17 protein-coding genes are annotated in these 15,330 nt (G+C 71.0%); 5 read left to right on the forward strand and 12 right to left on the reverse strand.

Going from position 1 to position 15,330, the window contains the following annotated elements; all coding sequences use genetic code 11:
- Positions 1-47: 47 nt before the first annotated feature.
- A complete protein-coding gene (locus tag AB0B90_RS27045) occupies positions 48-242 on the forward strand; it encodes a CsbD family protein (RefSeq protein WP_350949212.1) in 195 nt (64 codons plus the stop codon).
- Between the two features lie 157 nt (positions 243-399).
- Here the strand turns inward: AB0B90_RS27045 and AB0B90_RS27050 are convergent, their stop codons facing one another.
- Positions 400-789, reverse strand: coding sequence for a hypothetical protein (locus AB0B90_RS27050; protein WP_362925440.1), 390 nt, complete (start codon positions 787-789; stop codon positions 400-402).
- A 96-nt stretch (positions 790-885) separates the two neighbouring features.
- Between AB0B90_RS27050 and AB0B90_RS27055 the strand changes: the two genes are divergently transcribed.
- Genes AB0B90_RS27055 through AB0B90_RS27065 form a run of 3 tightly spaced genes read left to right on the forward strand, consistent with a single transcriptional unit; the run spans position 886 to position 1,971 of the window.
- Complete coding sequence (locus AB0B90_RS27055) at positions 886-1,251, forward strand: hypothetical protein (RefSeq protein WP_362925442.1); 366 nt, start codon at positions 886-888, stop codon at positions 1,249-1,251.
- 4 nt (positions 1,252-1,255) lie between these two features.
- On the forward strand, positions 1,256-1,645 hold the full coding sequence (locus AB0B90_RS27060; RefSeq protein ID WP_350949215.1) for a hypothetical protein: 390 nt from the start codon (positions 1,256-1,258) through the stop codon (positions 1,643-1,645).
- Positions 1,646-1,704: 59 nt separating this feature from the next.
- Positions 1,705-1,971, forward strand: a complete 267-nt coding sequence (locus AB0B90_RS27065) for a hypothetical protein (protein WP_350949216.1) — start codon at positions 1,705-1,707, stop codon at positions 1,969-1,971.
- 178 nt (positions 1,972-2,149) lie between these two features.
- Here the strand turns inward: AB0B90_RS27065 and AB0B90_RS27070 are convergent, their stop codons facing one another.
- The 11 genes from AB0B90_RS27070 to AB0B90_RS27120 all read right to left on the reverse strand — a co-directional run bounded on the left by AB0B90_RS27070 (position 2,150) and on the right by AB0B90_RS27120 (position 13,868).
- Positions 2,150-2,398: a hypothetical protein gene (locus AB0B90_RS27070; protein ID WP_350949217.1), complete on the reverse strand. Its 249-nt coding sequence runs from the start codon at positions 2,396-2,398 to the stop codon at positions 2,150-2,152.
- A gap of 331 nt (positions 2,399-2,729) precedes the next feature.
- Positions 2,730-3,188 (reverse strand): winged helix-turn-helix domain-containing protein, encoded by a 459-nt coding sequence (locus AB0B90_RS27075; protein WP_350949218.1) that lies wholly within the window; start codon positions 3,186-3,188, stop codon positions 2,730-2,732.
- A 224-nt stretch (positions 3,189-3,412) separates the two neighbouring features.
- A complete protein-coding gene (locus tag AB0B90_RS27080) occupies positions 3,413-4,318 on the reverse strand; it encodes an aldehyde dehydrogenase family protein (protein WP_362925445.1) in 906 nt (301 codons plus the stop codon).
- On the reverse strand, positions 4,311-5,750 hold the full coding sequence (locus AB0B90_RS27085; RefSeq protein ID WP_362925447.1) for an aldehyde dehydrogenase family protein: 1,440 nt from the start codon (positions 5,748-5,750) through the stop codon (positions 4,311-4,313). The genes AB0B90_RS27080 and AB0B90_RS27085 overlap by 8 nt, the downstream gene beginning before the upstream one ends.
- Positions 5,751-5,765: 15 nt before the next feature.
- Complete coding sequence (deoC, locus tag AB0B90_RS27090; RefSeq protein ID WP_362925449.1) at positions 5,766-6,686, reverse strand: deoxyribose-phosphate aldolase; 921 nt, start codon at positions 6,684-6,686, stop codon at positions 5,766-5,768.
- Entirely contained in the window at positions 6,679-7,683 is a 1,005-nt protein-coding gene (locus tag AB0B90_RS27095; RefSeq protein ID WP_350949222.1) for an ABC transporter permease, read from the reverse strand. The genes deoC and AB0B90_RS27095 overlap by 8 nt, the downstream gene beginning before the upstream one ends.
- Positions 7,680-9,182: a sugar ABC transporter ATP-binding protein gene (locus tag AB0B90_RS27100; protein ID WP_350949223.1), complete on the reverse strand. Its 1,503-nt coding sequence runs from the start codon at positions 9,180-9,182 to the stop codon at positions 7,680-7,682. Before AB0B90_RS27100 ends, AB0B90_RS27095 begins: the two co-directional genes overlap by 4 nt.
- A complete protein-coding gene (locus tag AB0B90_RS27105) occupies positions 9,179-10,147 on the reverse strand; it encodes a sugar-binding domain-containing protein (protein WP_350949224.1) in 969 nt (322 codons plus the stop codon). Before AB0B90_RS27105 ends, AB0B90_RS27100 begins: the two co-directional genes overlap by 4 nt.
- On the reverse strand, positions 10,144-11,661 hold the full coding sequence (locus AB0B90_RS27110; RefSeq protein WP_350949225.1) for an FGGY-family carbohydrate kinase: 1,518 nt from the start codon (positions 11,659-11,661) through the stop codon (positions 10,144-10,146). The genes AB0B90_RS27105 and AB0B90_RS27110 overlap by 4 nt, the downstream gene beginning before the upstream one ends.
- Before the next feature lie 2 nt (positions 11,662-11,663).
- A complete protein-coding gene (locus tag AB0B90_RS27115) occupies positions 11,664-12,716 on the reverse strand; it encodes a galactitol-1-phosphate 5-dehydrogenase (RefSeq protein ID WP_362896907.1) in 1,053 nt (350 codons plus the stop codon).
- Positions 12,717-12,875: 159 nt separating this feature from the next.
- Positions 12,876-13,868, reverse strand: coding sequence for a substrate-binding domain-containing protein (locus AB0B90_RS27120; RefSeq protein WP_350949227.1), 993 nt, complete (start codon positions 13,866-13,868; stop codon positions 12,876-12,878).
- A gap of 235 nt (positions 13,869-14,103) precedes the next feature.
- Between AB0B90_RS27120 and AB0B90_RS27125 the strand changes: the two genes are divergently transcribed.
- The gene (locus tag AB0B90_RS27125) at positions 14,104-15,282 is read left to right on the forward strand and encodes an AI-2E family transporter (protein ID WP_350949284.1); all 1,179 of its coding nucleotides are present in this window, start codon (positions 14,104-14,106) and stop codon (positions 15,280-15,282) included.
- The last annotated feature ends 48 nt before the right edge of the window (positions 15,283-15,330 follow it).

Below are 15,330 nucleotides of genomic sequence, written 5' to 3' on the forward strand. Positions count from 1 at the left end.
GGGACCTGTCGAAGTGGACAAAACTCCACAACGGGAGGGATAACACCATGGGTCACGACGACAAGATCGCCAACAAGGCCGAAGAGCTCGGGGGCAAGGTCAAGGAAGGCGCGGGACGTGCCACCGGTAACGAGCGGCTTGAGGCCGAAGGCAAGGCCGACCAGAGCGAGAGCAACCTCAAGCAGGCCGGGGAGAAGGTCAAGGACAGCGCGAAGAAGGTCAAGGACGCCTTCAAGAGCTGACTCGCGACTCACATGGCGGTGGGGGCCCGGTTTTCCGGGCCCCCACCGCCATGTCGGGAGGAGTCCTTGCCCCGGGCCCTGTCCGCCCTCGTCGGGCGGGGCCGTCCGCCCTCCTCGGGCCGGGGACCATAGGGCGCCAGGTCAAAGAGGTCGGCTCTCAGGAGGCCGGGCCGACCTCCGGTTCCGGCGCCCCGTCACCGGACGTGTCCTCTCCCTCGTCGCCCGCGATCTCGCCGTCGGCCTCGTTCTCGGTTTCGGTCTCAGCCTTGGCCTCGCTCACACCCTCTGGTCTCTCCTCTGCAGGAGTGCGGCGCGCGTCGTCGGGATCCGCCAGAAGTGGTCGCTCGGGGAAGGTCGTGTCCGCCCCCGACCGCTCCGCCACGACCCTGCTCTCGCCGTCGATGCCCCGCGGACCCGCGGGCGGCGGATCCTGCGCGGGGGCGTCACTTTCGGCACCGGCGCCCTCGGCACCGGTGCTCTCGGTGCCGCCCGTCTCGGCACCTTCACGCTCGGCCGTGTCTTCGCTCGTCTCAGGAGTGTCCGTCATGCCGACCCCCTCCCCTGACAAAGTCCAAATATGTCGCCGGGCAGGCATGGGGCCGGTCAGCCGGGTAGGGAAACCCTCGACGAAGGGAGCGAGATCATGACGGTCACCCGGTTTCAGGATCTGCCACTGGCCGAGCACGACAGGGCCTGGGACGGCGAAGCGGCCGAGAAGCGCGTCCGATCATGGTCGGACGCCGAGGAGGAGCCCAATGCCCGATATCGAGAGGCCCACCTCTGGTACGACGGCGACGAGCCGGACAACTTCGGGAGTTACAAGCTTCCCATCGCCGACGTGATCGACGGCAGGCTCAAGGTGGTGCCGCAGGCCGTACGAGCCGCGGGAGGGGTCCTGCAGGGAGCCAGGGGCGGGGTCAAGGTGCCCGAGGAGGACCTCGAACGGATCAAGGCCCACCTGGCCAGGTACTACGCCAAGATGGGCGAGAGCGCCCCCTGGGAGTCCTGAGGGGATGACGCGTTTCGCGTTCGAATTCGACCCGGCGTGGCGGATACCGCTGCTGATGGTCGGGGTGAGCCCTCAGAGGGCCTTCGCCGAGGTCCGCGAGGGCGATCTCTCGGTTCGCTTCGGCCCCTGGTCGCTGCGCACGCCCCTGTCCAACGTCGCGGGCACCACCGTGACCGGCCCGTACGCTCCGTGGAAGGCCATCGGACCGCACCTGTCGTTCGCCGACCGCGGGGTGACGTTCGGCACCGGCACCGGGCGAGGCGTGTGCGTCCGGTTCCACGTCCCGGTGCCCGCCCTGGTACCCGGCCACCTCCTCACCCACCCGGCCGCAACTCTCACGGTCTCCGATCCCGAAGGACTGGTGAGAGCCCTCGGGCAGTCGCACGAGACGTGAGCCGGACACATGACAGAGGGGCATCCGGGTAAAAGGGCGTTCCAACCAAGGAGGGAAACATGACGGCCGAAGGAGAGATGCCGGAGGAGACTTCGGCGAGCGGGAAGCCCATGGTCGCGGCCACCCCGCGCGACGTCGTCCACATTCGCCTGGGCTCGTTCGCCCTGATAGCGGCGATCGGCCTCGGGGTGCTCGGTTTCGTGGCCGGGATCACCTGGCTCACCGTCGTGATGGCCGTGCTGGCCGTGATCGCGATCGTGGACATCGCCCTGGCGGTGCACCGGCAGTCGCGTTCCGCTCCGGGTACGACGACGGAAGCGGGCTGAGCCGCCGCGTTCGGCGGTCGTCAACGGGCCACGACGGGGCGGGTCCCGGCCGGATCGTCCACCGCGCCTCGGCGGACGACGGCGCCACGGGCGCCGTGACGGCGAACGGTGCCGGGCGTGGTCACCACGCCCGGCACCGTCACGCCTCGCCTATTACCGTTTTCTACTTTTTCCTGGTTTACCAGTAGGTGTAGACAACGGGACGGTAATAGGGCTGGAAGCCGAAGGGCGTATAAGTGTTGTAGAAAGTGAATGGCGAATACCTGCTGTAGACGTAGGGACCGAAGGGGTCGTGGTCGTTGCTTCCGGCGACCACCGAGACCTGCTGTGGCGCCACGCTTGCCCCGGCGGGCTGAGCCGACACCGTCATGCCGACGATCAGGGTGGAGGCCACCAAGGTGCCGGCGGCGAGAGCCTGCTTGAACATGAAAGATCACTCCGTGTCTGATGGTTGAACCCGGCATGCCGCCAGGACTTACAGAGCGCCGATCAGATTTCCAGGAAATATGACGAATCGACGCCATGTAAGACGCTAGTTCAGAGCCATAACGACCTTCGCCCCAGAAAGGACAAAGCCTTGGTCCGGGATCATTTCCCGGCAGGAAAGGCGGAGGTTACATCCGAGCGGCTTCTCCGCTCCGCCAAGGGAGCGGCTTCTCGCCGAGCCGCGCGCACGGCATGGAGTGCGCATCCATGTCGATCTTGATGTGCTTCGACCCCGCCGAGCCGCCCACGCGGCACGGAGATCACGAGCCCGCTCACGCCGGGGATCCGCCACCCGTCCGCGCGGGCCCGCGCATCGGCAACCCGAACCGGCCGGTCCATCCCAGCCGGTCCAGCAGATAGGCCACCCCACGCACGGTGTAGGAGACCTGGAACCTCTCCGCGATCACCACGGCGACACGCGCGGTGGTCCAGTGGCCGTCGTCCCAGCCGTGGGCGGCCGCCCCCTCCGCCAGGACCGCCTCCAGCCGGGCCAGTTGCTCGTCGGTGAGCTTCCTGCCGCCCGCGGCACCCCTGGAGACCAGTGCCGCCCTGCCTCCCCGTCTCCAGAGCGCGTACCACTCGTAGGCGGACTTGCGGGTGACTCCCAGCAGCCGGGCCACCCGCGCGGGCGTGATCTCCCCGGCGAACATGTCGGCGGCCCGGAACCGCAGCCTCTCGCGCCTGGCCCGCTCCTGCGCCGACAGCCCACCGCCCCTGTCTGAATATCTCATACTTTAAGGCTCTCACCTGGGCAAATGGGGCCTAACAGGCACCCACCCTCGTGTCACCCCCGCGTTTCCCCGCCGGGCCGGCGAGAGGCGCCCCCTGCCCCGGAGCCTCGGGGGACGCGAGGGCGACGCTCCTGAGCGAGGCGCCGTTCCCGCGCGAACCCCGGCGCGTGGGCGGGAACGGAGACCGCGCCCGCCCGCCGAGGTCCCGCCGGCCCACCCCGGTGTCAGACGCCCACCGGGTGCCAGACCGTCTTGATCTCCATGAAGGACCTGATCCGGGAGACGCCGGGATCGGCGACGGTCCAGTCGTCGTGAAGGCCCGGCCGCAGGACCCGCTTGAGGGTGGTCGCCGCGCTCTCCTCCAGCTCTGAGGCCAACTCTGAGCCGGGGTCGCCCGCCCCGGTCAGGTCGAGGGCGTTCACGTCGGCGTGCCCGGCGAGCGGCGGGGCGAGCTCACCCAGGCGTCCGGTCAGGATGTTCACGACCCCCGCCGGCAGGTCCGAGGTGGCCAGCGCCTCGGCGAGCGTGACGGCGGGGAGCGGGGCACGCTCGCTCGCCACCAGCACCGCCGTGTTGCCCGAGGTGATCACCGGCGCCAGCACCGAGACCAGTCCGAGCAGCGGGGAGCCGGCCGGGGCGATGACGCCCACGACCCCGGTCGGCTCGGGCTCTGAGTGGTTGAAGAACGGGCCCGACACCTGGTTCGCCCCGCCGAGCACCTGGCCGACCTTGTCGGCCCAGCCCGCGTAGTAGACCCAGCGGTCGATGGCGGCCGAGACCAGCCTCTCGGCCCCCGCCCTGCTCACCCCCTCGGCCGCGGCGGTCTCCTCGGCGAACTGGGCCCGGCGCCCCTCCATCATCTCGGCCACCCGGTACAGGATCTGGCCCCGGTTGTAGGCGGTACGGCCGGACCAGCCGGGAAACGCCTTGCGCGCCGCCACCACGGCGTCGCGCGCGTCCTTGCGGGACGCCTGGGCCGCGTTGGCGAGATGGACCCCGCGGGAGGATGTCACCGGATAGGACCTGCCTGACTCCGAGCGCGGGAACGCCCCGCCGAGATACAGCTTGTACGTCCTGCGCACGACGACGCGGGCCGGCGCGGGGAACGGGGGGTCGGTTCTGTCAGCCAAGGTATGCCTCCAGCCCGTGCCGGCCGCCCTCGCGGCCGTAACCGGACTCCTTGTATCCGCCGAACGGGCTGGCGGGATCGAACATGTTGAAGGTGTTGGACCACACGACGCCGGCGCGCAGCCGGCTCGCGGTCCACAGCATCCGGGAGCCCTTCTCCGTCCACACCCCGGCGGACAGGCCGTACGGCGTGTTGTTCGCCTTGGCGACGGCCTCCTCCGGTGTGCGGAAGGTGAGCACCGAGAGCACCGGGCCGAAGATCTCCTCGCGGGCGACCCGGTGCGCCTGCGTGACGCCGGTGAACACGGTGGGCGGGAACCAGAAGCCGCGCTCGGGGATCGGGCACGCCGGTGACCAGCCGCTCACGCCCTCCGCCTCGCCGACGGCGACCAGTTCGCGGATCCTGGCGAGCTGCGCGGCCGAGTTGATCGCCCCGATGTCGGTGTTCTTGTCCAGCGGGTCGCCCAGCCGCAGGCGCTCGATCCTGGCGCGCAGCTTCGCCAGCAGCTCCTCGGCGATCGACTCCTGCACCAGCAGCCGCGATCCCGCGCAGCACACGTGTCCCTGGTTGAAGAAGATCCCCGAGACGATCCCCTCCACGGCCTGGTCGATCGCCGCGTCGTCGTACACGATGTTGGCGCCCTTGCCGCCCAGTTCGAGGGAGAGCCGCCTGCCCGTGCCCGCCACGGCGCGGGCGATCTCCCTGCCCACCTCGGTCGAGCCGGTGAAGGCCACCTTGTCGGCGTCCGGGTGGGCGACCACGGCCCGGCCGGTGTCGCCGGCGCCGGTCACGATGTTCACCACGCCCGGCGGCAGTCCCGCCTCCTGGCAGATCTCGGCGAACGCCAGCGCGGTCAGCGGGGTGGTCTCCGCGGGTTTGAGCACCACCGTGTTCCCGGTGGCCAGCGCGGGCGCGACCTTCCAGGCGAGCATCAGCAGCGGGAAGTTCCACGGGATGACCTGGGCGGCCACGCCCAGCGGGCGCGGCGAGGGGCCGAGCCCGGCGTGGGCCAGCTTGTCCGCCCATCCCGCGTGGTAGAAGAAGTGCGCCGCGACCAGGGGCAGGTCGACGTCCCTGGTCTCCTTGATCGGCTTGCCGTTGTCCAGCGACTCGAGCACGGCCAGCTCGCGTGCGCGCTCCTGGATGATGCGCGCGATCCTGAACAGGTACTTGCCGCGCTCCGCTCCCGGCAGCGGCGACCAGACCCGCTCGAAGGCCCGCCGGGCCGCGGTGAAGGCGCGGTCGACGTCGGCCTCGGAGGCGACGGCCACCTCGGACAGCGGCTCCTCGTCGGCCGGGTTGATCGTGACGATCCGCTCGTCGCTCTTGGCCTCGACGAACTCGCCGTCGACGAACAGGTCGTAGGACGGCCGGATCGACACGGTCGACCGTGACTCCGGCGCGGGCGCGTACTCGAAGATCTCCTCCGTCATGTGATCGGAGTCCCCCTAGTCGATCGTGTAGTAGTCGGGCCCGGCGTAGTGTCCGGTGTTCAGCTTGGTGCGCTGCATGAGCAGGTCGTTCAGCAGGGTCGAGGCGCCGAGCCTGAACCACGCCGGATCCAGCCAGCTCTCCCCCGCCACCTCCTTGACCAGCACCAGGTAGCGCATCGCGTCCTTGGTGGTGCGGATGCCGCCCGCGGGTTTCACCCCCACCCGCCGCCCGGTGGCGGCCAGGTAGTCCCGCACCGCCTCCAGCATGACCAGGGTGACCGGCAGCGTGGCGGCGGGCGTGACCTTTCCGGTGGAGGTCTTGATGAAGTCCGCCCCGGCGTGCATGGCGAGCCAGGAGGCCCGCCGCACGTTGTCGTAGGAGACCAGTTCCCCGGTCTCCAGGATGACCTTCAGGTGCGTCTCGCCGCAGGCTTCCTTCACCGCCGCGATCTCGTCGAAGACCTTGCGGTAGTCGCCCGAGAGGAACGCCCCCCGGTCGATGACCATGTCGATCTCGGTGGCGCCGGCGGCCACCGCCAAACGTGTGTCGGCCAGCTTCACCTCCGGCGACGTGCGGCCCGCCGGGAAGCCCGTGGCGACCGAGGCGAGTCCCACCCCGCTGCCGGACAGCGCCTGGGCGGCCACCGGCACCATGTCCGGGTAGACGCAGAGCGCGGCGACCGCGGGCGTGGTGGGGTCGGCGGGGTCGGGACGCATCGCCTTGCTCGCCAGCGCGCGTACCTTGCCCGGGGTGTCCGCCCCTTCGAGCGTGGTCAGGTCGACCATCCGGATGGCCAGGTCGATCGCCCGGCGCTTGGCCGTGGTCTTGATCGACCGGGTCGCCAGGTCCGCGGCCCGCCGATGCACGCCGACCTCGTCGACCCCCGGCAGTCCGTGCAGATAGGCCCGCAACGAGCCAGGGACGGTGTCAGGCACGAGCGCCCCGCCTTTCGATGAGCATGTTGAGGATGAGGGCGACCAGCAGGATCAGGCCGGTCACCACCATCTGGAAGAAGGAGCCCAGTCCGAGCAGGTTGCACAGGTTGCGCAGCACCGACAGCAGCAGCACCGCCACGAACGTGCCGAACACCCCGCCCCGGCCGCCGAACAGGTTGGTGCCGCCGAGCACGACGGCCGCGATCGCGTCCAGCTCCAGCCCGCTGAAGGCGGTGGGCTGGCCCACGGTCAGCCGGGAGGTGAGCAGCACCCCCGCGAGCGCGGCGAGCGCGCCGGACACCGCGAACACGGCGGTGATCACCCCGCGCACCGGCAGGCCGGACAGCCGCGCGGCCTCCTTGTTGCTGCCGACCGCGTAGACGTACTCGCCGAAGGTCGTGCCCCGCAGCACCAGGGCGGCGAGGATCGTGATCACGACGAACACGATCCCGATGATCGGCACGTAGCCGATGAACCCGCCGCCGAGGAGCTGGAACGCCTCCGAGCCGCCGCCGCCCGCCGGTTTGCCGTCGGTGAGCAGGTAGGTGAGCCCGCGAATGGCCGTCAGCCCGGCCAGTGTGGTCATGAACGAGGGCAGCGACAGGTAGGCCGACAGCCCGCCCATGAGCGCGCCGAACAGCGCGCCCACCGCGACGCTGAGCAGGATCGCCGGTACGAAGTGCACGTCCGACCCCATGAGCAGGGCGACCGTCATCCCGCCGAAGGCCGCCACGCTGCCGACCGACAGGTCGATCCCCGCGGTCAGCACCACCATCGTCATGCCGATGGCGACGATCCCGGTGAGCGACGACTGCTGCAGCAGGTTGGCGATGTTGCGGCCGGTGAGGAACTGCGGGGCCAGCAGCGTCGCGACGACGCACAAGGCGATGAAGACCAGCAGCAGGTTGGATTTGACGATCAGGTCGGTGCCGCGGCGCGACCTGGAGCCGCCGGGGTCCTTGGTCGCCGGGGTGGCGGATCCGATCGATGTGGTCATGGAGTCGCTCCTGTGATGACGGTGTGCGCGATGACGTTCTCCGGGCTGACCCTCGGGTCGAAACACGCGACGTTGCGGCCCTCGTACAGGACCTGGATGCGGTCGGCGTTGGCGGTGAGCTCGGTGAGCTCGCTGCTCGCGAGCAGTACCGCCACCCCCTGGTCGGCCAGGTGGCGCACCTGCCGGTAGAGGTCGGCCTTGGCCCCGACGTCGAGGCCGCGGGTGGGCTCGTCCAGCAGCAGGACCCTGATCCCGCCCCGGGTGATCCACTTGGCCAGCACGACCTTCTGCTGGTTGCCGCCCGACAGCTCTCCCACGAGCTGGTCGGGTCCGGCGGACTTGATGCCCAGGTCGGTCAACGCCGGCCGGGTGAGCCGCCGCCCGAGGCGGCCGGGCAGCAGCCAGGGGGGCCGGCCGATCGCCGCGATCGCCGCGTTGCGGCCCACGGACAGGCCGAGCATCAGCCCCTGCTCCTTGCGGCTCTCCGGCACCAGCGCGAGCCCGGCGCGTACCGCGGCCGACGGGCTGCCCACGCGCATCGGGCGCCCGTCCAGCTTCGCGGTGACCTGTGCCCTCAGGTCGCCGAAGAGCGCGCGCAGCAGGGTCGTACGGCCCGCGCCGCCGAGTCCGGCGAGCCCGACGATCTCGCCCGGCCGCACCTCCAGGTCGCGGACGTCGATCAGGCCCGGCAGGTGGACCCGCTCGACGCTCAGCAGCGGCTCACCCTCGGGCGCGGGGTGGTCGGTGGGGCGTATGAGTTCCCTCGCCTCACCGATCATCGCGGCGACGATCTCGCCGGGGCCGGTCGAGGCCAGGTCGTAGACGCCGACCGTGCGGCCGTCGCGCAGCACCGTGGCGCGGTCGCCGATCTCCATCACCTCGTCCATCCGGTGCGAGATGAAGATCACCGAGCGTCCCTCGGCGGTGAGCGACCTGATGACGTCGAAGACGGCGAGCAGCTCGCTCTCGCCGAGGGTGGCGGAGGGCTCGTCCATCACGATCACTCGCGCGTCGGCGGTGAGCGCCTTGGCGATCGCGGTGAGCTGCTGCGCCGCGATGGGCAGCTCCCTGACGGGCGTGGTCACCGAAAAGCGCGCGCCGACCCGGTCCAGCGCCTCGCGGGCCAGCCGCGCCCGCCGGGACCTGCGCACGAACGGGCCGAACCTCGGCGCCCTGCCCAGCAGCAGGTTCTGCGCGACGGTGAGATCGGGCAGCAGGTCCAGCTCCTGGTAGATCACGGCGATGCCCGCGGCGAGCCCGGCGTGCGGGGTGGCGGCCCTGAAGGGTTCCCCGTCCAGCAGGATCGTGCCCTCGTCCGGCTGGTAGGAGCCAGAAAGGATCTTCATGAGCGTGCTCTTGCCGGCGCCGTTCTCGCCCAGCAGGCAGTGCACCTCGCCGGGGCGTACGGTCAGCTCCACGCCGTCCAGGGCGACGGTGCCGGGGAAGCGTTTGACGATCCCGGCCATCCGCAGCCTCGGGTGCTCGGCGGTGTCCGTCATGGCTCCTCCCTCGTCGCGGTGTCCAGCAGGTAGGTCGCGCTCTGGTCGTCGGTGATCAGCACGTCGCAGAGGCGGCTCACCACGACCGCCCGGCACACCGCGTGTTTCGCCGCGCCGCTGACGAGCGCGACGGAGGTGGTGGCCGAGCGCAGGGCGTCCAGCGAGAGGCCGAGCGTGCGCCCGTCCAGGCCCGGATCGACGATCCGGCCGCGCTCGTCGACGAAGCGGCCGAGCACGTCGCCGACCGCGCCGGCCCGTGCCAGCCGGGTGACGTCGTCGGCGTCGATCTGGCCGGAGTCCACCAGCACCGAGTCGCTGCCCATGCCTCCTGGGCTGAACAGGAACAGGTCGGCGCGGCCGGCGAGGGCGAGCACGTCGGAGACGGCCCGGTCGCTCTCCAGCACCGCCCGGGTGCTCTCCTGCTCCAGGATCGCCGGGGCGGGCAGCAGCGTCGCGGTGCCGCCGCCGTGGTGCGCGATCAGGTTCGCCATGCTGTGCGCGGTGGTCGGCTGCCGTGATCGGCTGTGCGCGCCGTTCACCTGCACCACGTTGACGCCCGTGGCCCACCCGGGGGTGAGCCCGCCGGCCAGCCGGTCGAGCGTGCGTCCCCAGGAGACGCCGATCAGCTGGGGCGCGGGACGCATCGCCATCAGGTGGTCGGCCCCCGCGGCGGCCACCCGGTCACGCAGGTACTCCGGGTCGTTCCTGGCGTTCCCCGCCACCACGATCGCCTCGCGCAGGCCGAACCGCTCCCTGAGCGAGCGCTCCAGGGCGTGCACCCTCGACCTGGGGTGCAGCACCTCGATCCGCACGATCCCGGCCTGGCGGGCCTCGGCGAGCATCCGGCCCACCTTCCAGCGGGTGAGATGCATGCGGTGGGCGATCTGCTCCTGGGTCTCCCCGCTCTCGTAGTAGCGGACGGCGACCTGGTAGAGCTGGTCGTGATAGTCCACGGGAATGCTCATGTCAGCCCGTCCCCTCGTCGCGGTGCGCTCAGCCGGTGCGCGATCGCCGTGGTGGCGGCGGTCGCCGCGAGATAGTCGTCGTAGCCCTGCCGGTACGGGTTCCGGTGCTCGGCCACCGGCTCGACCACGCGAATCCTCGGCTCGTAGTGTGCCGCGGCCTCGGCCAGCGAGGCGTACCGCCCCGCACCCACCGAGGCGATCACCGAGCAGGCCCGCAGCGTGAGGTTGTCCCCGGTGGCCAGGCTGATCGGCCGGCCGAGCACGTCGGCGGTCGTCTGGAGCCACAGCTCGTTGTGCCGGATGCCGCCGGAGACGAAGATCTCCTGCACGCCGATCCCACCCGCGACGAAGGAGTCGATGACCTGGCGGGTGCCGTACGCGACCCCTTCCACGGCCGCCCGGTAGACCTGCTCGGGGGTGCTGGCGAGGGTCAGCCCGAGCACCGCGCCGCGCAGCCGCGGATCGCGCAGCGGCGTGCGGTTTCCCATGAAGTAGTCCAGGACGATCAGCCCGTGCTCGACCGGCGGCAGCGCCGCCGCGGCCTCGATGAGCCCGCCGATCTCCGATCTCGGCCGCCCGATGAGCCGCTCGCCCGCCCAGGCCAGCACCGAGCCCGCGCTCACCTGACCGCCCTCCACCAGCCAGTGCCCCTCGCGCAACGCGTCCGGGTACGGGCCCCACACGGTGGAGGGGAAGACCGGTTCCGCGATCTCGGTGACGAACGCGTTGGACGTGCCGCACACGATCGACACCCGCCCCTCGCGGGCGCCCCCGACGGCCAGCAGGGACAGGTGCGCGTCGATCCCGCCGGAGGCGACGACGGCGGGGCCGACGATCCCGAGCTGTTCGCGGGCGTCGGGGCCGAGGGGCCCCACCGGGTCACCGACCGGCACGATCTCGTCCGGCAGCTTGTCGCCGAGATCGCCGATGCCGAGCTTCTCGTACAGGTCGTGCGGGAACCCCGCCCCGCGCGGATCGTAGTTGCTCTTGCAGACCGCGTTCATCTGCGATCCGGCCCACCGTCCGGTGAGCCGCCACACGATGTAGTCCACGGCCTCGACGACGCGTGCGGCGGCGCGGTAGACCTCGGGCTCGTGACGGGCCAGCCACATGGCCTTGGGCACCAGCCACTCCACCGCGTCGCAGTCGCCCGAGTAGCGCAGGGCCGGGTGGTCGATCCGCGCGGTCAGCGCCGACTCCTCGCTCGCCCTGCCGTCCATCCACAGCAGGGCCGGGCGCAGGGGGCGCCCGTGGCGGTCGAGCACGGCGACCGTCGAGGCGGTGGTCGCCACCGCGACACCGGCGATCTCCGGGTTGCCCGCCTCGGCGAGCGCCGCCCGCGCGGCGTGGACGCTCGCCCGCCACCAGTGGTCCGGGTCCTGCTCGGCCCAGCCCGGCCTGGGGAAGGTGGTCGGGTAGGACTCGTCGCCCGCCCCGAGCCGCGCGCCGTCGGCGTCGTAGACCGCCGCGCGGGCGCCTTCGGTTCCCAGGTCGAGGGCGAGGAAAGCGCTCACGGTCACCCCTCGTTCGGCATGAACAGGACCTTGGAGCTGAAAATGGAGCGTTCGCCGAGGCTGACCATGGTCTCGGGGAGCGCGTCCAGCCCCAGCTCATGCGTGATCATGAACTTCCAGGCGAGGTCGCCCGAGGCGAGCGTGCTTGCCGCCACCCGCCACTCCTCGCCGGGGAACGGCGCGGAGAAGGAGTTCCACGCGCCGTGCAGGGTGACCTCGCGGCGCAGGAAGGAGCTGAAGGTGGACTTGGGCAGCACCACGGGGTCGTGCGGGATGCCGATGAACACCGCCTCCCCGTGCCGTCCGGCCAGGCCCACGGCCTGGTCGACGGTGGCGGGCACGCCCGCGGACTCGATGACCACGTCGTAGCCCTCTCCGGCCACCTCGGCGGCGGCCTCGGCGCTGACCGCGGTGTGCGTGGCCCCGGCCTCCGTCGCCATGGCCGCCTTCCGCTCGTCCAGTTCGATCACGAGCACCTCGGCGGCCCCGGCGATGCGCGCCCACTGCACGGCGAACAGCCCGATGGGGCCTGCGCCCACCACCGCCACCCGGTAGCCTCCGCGCATCTTCGTGCGCCACAGGGCGTGCAGCGCGATCGCCGCCGGGTCGAGCATCGCCGCGGCCCTGGGGTCGAGGCCGTCGGGGAGCACCATCAGGTTCTCGGCCGGTACGGAGACGTACTGCGCGTACGCTCCGTCCCTGCGGCTGCCGAAGTAGCCGTAGTTCTTGCACAGGCCGAACCGGCCCTGGCTGCAGGGTCCGCAGGCGTGGCAGGGAATGAGCGGCGGCACGGTGACCAGGTCGCCCTCCCGCACCCGGCCGGTGGCCGACAGCCGATCGCCCATCCGCACCACGTGCCCGGAGAACTCGTGGCCGCAGATGATCGGGAAACGGTAGGCCCCGGCACGCAGCATGCGCGGGATGTCCGAGCCGCACACTCCGCACGCCGCGACGCGGACGAGCGCCTCGTCGGGGCCCGGTGTGGGCACGGGTACCTGCTCGACCCGGATGTCCCCGGGGGCGTGAAGCACTGCGGCCTGCATGGTTTCCGGCATTTCTTCTTTCTTCCTCGTCTTCTGCTTCTCGCGTGTCGGTCGTCGCGGGTCGTGTCCTCCAGGGGTCCTCCCTGGGTCTTTCACGACCCGGACCACCGGCCTTCGCCGCGGATGCCCGCGTGCCCGCCCCTGCGGGCCGGTCCTTCGGGGAACGGTCGCCTACGGGAGGGTCTGGGCGAACTCGGTCTCTCCGACGTACTTCGCGGCGTTCTCACCGTCGATCAGCGCGGTGCCCGCGTCGACCGAGGGCTCGACCTGCTCGCCCTTCTGGACCTTGAGCACCGTCTCGACGGCCGTCGCGCCGAGGGAGATGGGGTCGTTGAGCGCGGTGGCCACGTACCGGTCGCCGTCGGCGATCTGCTTGACCGCCTCCATGAGCCCGTCCACTCCGGCGACCAGGACCTTGTCCTTGCCGTTCTCGGTGAGGACCTGCAGCGCGCCGAGCGCCATGTCGTCGTTGTGGGCGTAGACCGCGGCGACGTCCGGGTGGACCTGGAGCAGGTCCTGCATCGCGGTGACGGCCTTGGCGCGGACGTAGTCGGAGTACGGCCCCTCGACGATCTTGATTTTGGGGTTCGCCTCGACGGCCTCGTGGAAGCCCGCGCTGCGGTCGCGCGCCACGGCTCCACCGGCGTCCCCGCGGATCTCGATGACGGTGCCGCCCTCGGCTCCGAGCTTCTCGCTGAGCCGCTTGCCGACGAGTTCTCCCATCGCCTTGTTGTCTCGCCCGACGTGCGCGACCGCGCCCTCGGCCACCGGCCGGTCCACGGTCACCACGGAGACCCCGGCCGCCTTGGCCGCGGCGAGGCTGGGCTGCACGCCCTGCGGATCCACCGGGTTGATGAGCAGGATGTCGACCTGCCGGGTGATGAGGTCCTGGATGTCGTTGTTCTGCTTGGTGACGTCCCCGTCCGCGTCGGCGAAGTGGAGCGTGGCGCCGGCCTTCTTCGCGGCGGCCTCGGCCCCCTCGCGCAGTTGCACGTAGAAGGGGGACTGCTGGGTCGCCTGGCTGAAGCCGATGGTGATCGCGCCGTCCGCCTTCTGGTCGGCACCGGCGGTGGATCCGCCGGGGGTGGACGACACCGAGCAGGCGGACATCGCCGTGAGGGCGAGGAGGAGCGCGGGCATGGTGAGCAGCCGCAATCTACGCATATGGGACCTCCGGGGTGTGATTTAGATAACGCACGCTAAATCGGACGTTAACCTCACGGCAACACATGAGCCAAAATTTGCTCATATGAGCACGCTACCCCGTCTCCCCACCACCGGCTCCCGAACATACCCGCCCTACCTGCGGAAACGTGCCGATCCCCCCATCAGGGGCGGTTCGGTCCGAGCCTCGCGTTGACGTGGGCCCGACCATGTCTAGGGTGAACACGTGCCCGCCATGCTGAACGCCACCAAGACCCGCACCGCGCTGCGCACCTCGGCGCGCATCTCCCTGGAGATGCTGCTCGTCGTGCTCATGACCGCGGTCAGCCTGTGGATCCTGGGCCAGATGTGGTCCATCCTCTGGCCGCTCGTGATCGCCCTGCTCCTCACCACGCTCACCTGGCCCGTGACCCGCCTGCTGCGCCGGCACGGCTGGCACCCCACCCTCGCCGCCACGACCGTCACCGTGCTCTTCCTCCTGCTCGCCGCCGGCACCGTGGTGCTGATCGCCGTCCCGGTGGCGTCCCAGTCCGGCGAGCTGGCCACCGGTGTGGGCAACGGCATCCAGCAACTCCGCAGATGGGCCGCCGGGCCGCCCTTCAACATCGGCGCCGACCAGGTGAGCACCGCGCTCGACACCGCGGCCTCCCGCATCCAGGACAGCGTCGGCAGCATCGTCACCGCCACCCTCAGCGGGGTCGGCACCGTGGTGAACGGCCTGGTCAACACCGTCCTCGCGCTCTTCCTGATGTTCTTCTTCCTCAAGGACGGCCCGCGTTTCCTGCCCTGGCTCACCCGCCAGCTCCCCGGCCGCCTCGCCACGGACGTCCCGGCCGTGGCCACCCGCAGCTGGGACACCCTCGGCTCGTTCGTCCGCTCCCAGGCCTTCGTCGGCCTGCTCGACGCCGTCTTCATCGGCCTGGGCCTGTGGATCGTGGGCGTGCCCCTCGTCCTCCCCCTCGCCGTCCTCACCTTCGTCTCGGCGTTCATCCCCATCGTCGGAGCCCTGTTCGCCGGCTTCGTCGCGGTCCTCATCGCGCTGGTGTCCAACGGCCTCACCGACGCGCTGATCGTGCTCGCCATCATCGTCGCGGTGCAGCAGCTTGAGGGGAACGTGTTCCAGCCCATGGTGCAGAGCCGCGGCCTCGGCCTGCACGCCGCGGTGATCCTGCTCGCGGTGACACTGGGCGGCAACCTCGCGGGCATCGTGGGCAGCCTGCTCGCCGTACCGGTCGCCGCCCTGATCGCCGTGGTGTGGAACTACATCCGCGAACAGCTCAGCGACCCGCCCCGGGAACCCGACACCGGCGCGCCGGACACGAGCGGGCCCGGCACGGGCGGGCCGGAGGCCGAGAAGCCGAAGACCGAGAAGCCTGGCACCGGCGCGACCGTCCCCGCACAGAACCCCGGCTGACACCGTCAAATACTGCGCGTAACTCACCAAAAGGTGTCGAACTAGGCT

It is taken from the genome of Streptosporangium sp. NPDC049078, from assembly GCF_040648855.1.
Lineage (GTDB): Bacteria > Actinomycetota > Actinomycetes > Streptosporangiales > Streptosporangiaceae > Streptosporangium.